A 3,809-nucleotide genomic window follows, 5' to 3' on the forward strand; every position below is an offset into this window, starting at 1 on the left:
GGCATAACAACTGGAAAGAAAGAATAATCACCGAGAATTTAATCTAAGTTAAGATATTTATCTGGTGAATCTAAACAACGTCAGATGATTGTTTAATGTAACCGCTCAGTGTAATGAGCCAGACAAGATAGAATGACTGACAGTCAAAATGGTCCGATGTGATCAACCAATAAGTAAGTCTAAGTCATGCTACTGTCCCGATACATCTCTATCCGAAGCCAGTTTATCTTGCTGCTACTGGTGGTTGCAGCAAGTCTGTTTTCTATCATTTCAGTGAATGTCAGCATTCATTCTGAAAGCAGTGAACGTCTGAACACGCTAGAAAAACACTACTACCCAGCTCTTGAAAGCGCTGTCAAGCTGAACTCTCTGTTACCAAGCCTAAAGCAGCAGTTCGATTCTGCCGTAGTACTGGAAGATGAAAGCGCCCTGAGCACGGCGGAAGAACTGACCCTAACCCTGATTGGGGAAACGCAGAAAGGCGCGTCGGTTCTGCCAGAATACCGTTCTGACTTTACAACACTTCAGGCTAGCCTGAGCCAGTATTCGTCCCAGGCAAAACAACTAAGCGTCGATTTTATTGAGCTCAATGGAACTTTCGAAGAGCTCAGTCGCCGGGCAAAAGCCAACGATGAAACGCTAAAAGCGCTGACTCATCAATCCGATAAGCTGCGCGAAAGCATCCGCAACCAAGTTGTTGCAACCATTCAAGAATCAGAATCTTCCGCAAGCCATGCCTCCTCCATATCCTGGTTAATTGGAGGCATCTTAATGGTGGTTCTGTGTATGACGTCTTTCGCCATTCAGCATTCTATTACCCGTTCTATCGCGCTAGTGACCGAAAAAATGAAAGAGATCGCCAGCGGTAATGGTGATTTAACAGCGCGGATTGAGTACGCAGGAAAGGATGAAATTTCGAAACTGGTTGAACGCGTAAATCAGTTTATCGAGAAGCTGCAACTTATCATCAAGAGCACATTAGACAGCAGCCAGATGCTTGAAAAGGTCTCTAATCGAATGGAGTTCAGCGCTCAAAACACTCTGGACTTAAACAACCAGCAGCAATCTCAGATAGAAGATGTCACCCATTCAATCAATGACATGTTGAAGTCCATTGAGCGTGTCGTCGAGTTCGCTGCACAGGCAGACGGACAAGCTCAGTCCGCGAATTTAAAGGCGGAACAAGGGGCTGACATCGTGACCAGAACGTCCAGCCAGATAGAGCAACTGGCAGAGAGGATTCGCGATACCGCATCTAAAATTTCAGACCTGGAAGCAAACACAAATAACGTTGGCTCTATCCTGAGCACCATTCAAAACGTTGCCGAACAAACCAACTTACTCGCTCTCAACGCGGCGATAGAAGCGGCGCGAGCAGGTGAGCACGGACGCGGTTTTGCCGTTGTCGCTGATGAAGTTCGAGTGCTGGCAAGCAACACTCAAAGCTCAGCGACAGAGATCAACACTCTTCTTATAGAACTGCAGAACGAAGCTCATAGTGCAGTTGATGCTATGTCTCAGGGGTTAGAAAGCTCCGCTCTGGGTGTCACCAACGCCAGAGAAGCCGGACAAAGCCTTTCTGAAATCACGACTCAGGTCGCCAGTATCACTCAGGTGAATAAGCAGATTGCTCAGGCGACGGAATTGCAGCACCAGACATCCAGCAATATTCAGCAGAGATTGGACGATTTCAATGCCTGCTCCCAACAAGTTTCACAATCAACCAGTGAACTTGAATCGCTCAGTAACGAGCTAAGCCATATTGTCTCTCAATTGAGCCAATCTACTTCTCAATTCAAAGTCTAACCTCTTTCGGAGAATAATAATGACAAGAACTACCTTTCGCATGCTGCCTTTAGCTGCGATTTGTGCTGCTGCTTTTTCAGCCCAGGCGACTGAAGCAAATTCCGATCAGCGCATCGAAGCACTTGAACATCAAGTTAAGCTTCTGGAAGCGCAAAAATCTTCTTCTCTGGCAGACAAAATCAGTTTCAATGGTTTTGCCTCAGTGAATATGCAGTTGGCAAACAACAAACATGGTTTTGCATACTCAACCGATCAAATCAAATTTAACGAAGGTTCGTTGGTTGGCTTGCAGAGCGAGTTTTCGATTAACGATTCAACGTCTGCAACCGTTCAGCTGGTTGCTCGTGGTACCAAGAGAGAGAGCTGGAGCCCTGACATTGAATGGGCATTCATCAGCCACCAATTTACGCCAAACTTCAAGATGCGTGGCGGTAAGCTACGTGCCCCACTCTTTATGTATTCAGATTACTTAGAAGTAGGCTATGCACAGGTTGGCGTTCGCGTTCCACAAGAGGTGTACTCCACGGTGGTTCTAACTTCGATTACTGGTGCAGACTTCATCTACGACATGGAGCTGGATGACAGCACTCTGTCGTTCCAAGGTTTTGCCGGCGCTCAAAAGCTGACTGCAAATAAGCACAGCTACAATGCACCAACAGAGTTTAATGATATCTACGGTGGTGTAGTTAACTGGACTGATGATACATGGACTCTACGCGCAGTGTATGGTCAGGCTAAGGTGAATTCGGACGTAGACTGGAATTCAACGAATCCAGCTCTAAAACCACTTGGTGGAAAACTTTCCAATACGACATTCAACAATGAAGTTGCGAAATTCTATGGGATTGGTGGCCGCTACGACAATGGTAGCCTGATGCTGTCTTCTGAACTGACACGCACAGAAGTTGAAGGTTTCTATGCAGATGTTGATTCGGCTTACGTAACAACAGCATACCGCATTGACAACGTAACACCTTATTTCACCGTTTCGCATATGAGAACAAAAGATAACGATGTGCGCGACAAACACTACAACTCGGTAAAAGGCAGTACCGCTAAACTTGCGGCTGAAGCTGAAGCTCTGCTAACAAGAGCCAAAGCTATTTCTGCAACCAACCCTGGTATGGCAGCAATACTTATGGCTCAAGCACAGCAAAAAGCAGCAGCAGCTAAAGCAGCGGGCAGTATCGAAGGTTCAGCAAAAGTCATCCAAGCAGCGCAAAACATCCAACGCACCACTTACAGCATTGGTGCTCGTTGGGATGTTATGACCAACGTGGCGCTTAAGGGTGACATTAGCTACATGACTGGTTTTGGTGAAACATTTGGCGGGCTAAACTCCGAGAGCAAGGACAAAACCAACCTACTCTACACGCTGAAAGTGGACGTTGTATTTTAAGGAAAAGATATGTTTAAGAAGCTAGTTTTAGTATCTGCATTAGCGTTGACTTCCGCAGCCAACGCAGCCGTTGTTGTGGTAGGTAACCCTTCGATGGATGAACTCAATGCATCAACAATCAAAAAGCTGTACCTAGGTAAGGCGAAGTCGCTGAATATTGAAGTACTGGATTTGGAAGACGGTCAGGCGCTTAAATATGAATTCCACCAGAAAGTGACGGGAAAAACCGAAGCGCAATTGCAAGCTTACTGGGCAAAACGTGTATTCACTGGTAAAGGTCAGCCACCGAAAGCTCTACCAAGTGCTGAATTGGTGAAAAATACAGTTAAAAGCGGTCAAAACATCATCGGTTATATTGACGAAAGTCAGGTAGATGATTCAGTTAAAGTACTTCTGAAACCTTAACGAAATACAGGGCAATTTGTAGGATTTCTCCGAATTGCCCTACATTCTACACACCATTACAAATATACCTCACCACCTTACAATTCTTACATTATATTCCTTCGCTCTCTAACCATCTGTATTTCATATCTTTTTTTAAGTAACAAATTTCACAAACATCAACAATTGACAACAATAACAATATTTAACACTAATCCTA

At 45.1% G+C, this 3,809-nt stretch carries 3 protein-coding genes; all 3 read left to right on the top strand.

The annotated features are described in order from the left end of the window. Positions 1-186 precede the first annotated feature (186 nt). The 3 genes from RH89_RS13445 to RH89_RS13455 are packed head-to-tail and all read left to right on the top strand — an operon-like array spanning position 187 to position 3,610. Positions 187-1,806, top strand: coding sequence for a methyl-accepting chemotaxis protein (locus RH89_RS13445; protein ID WP_004402736.1), 1,620 nt, complete (start codon positions 187-189; stop codon positions 1,804-1,806). Between the two features lie 19 nt (positions 1,807-1,825). Next, the gene (locus RH89_RS13450) at positions 1,826-3,205 is read left to right on the top strand and encodes a hypothetical protein (protein WP_004402737.1); all 1,380 of its coding nucleotides are present in this window, start codon (positions 1,826-1,828) and stop codon (positions 3,203-3,205) included. A 9-nt stretch (positions 3,206-3,214) separates the two neighbouring features. Beyond that, positions 3,215-3,610: a hypothetical protein gene (locus tag RH89_RS13455; protein ID WP_004402739.1), complete on the top strand. Its 396-nt coding sequence runs from the start codon at positions 3,215-3,217 to the stop codon at positions 3,608-3,610. The last annotated feature ends 199 nt before the right edge of the window (positions 3,611-3,809 follow it).

The sequence above is a fragment of the Vibrio nigripulchritudo ATCC 27043 genome (genome assembly GCF_000222685.1).
GTDB classification, from domain to species: domain Bacteria; phylum Pseudomonadota; class Gammaproteobacteria; order Enterobacterales; family Vibrionaceae; genus Vibrio; species Vibrio nigripulchritudo.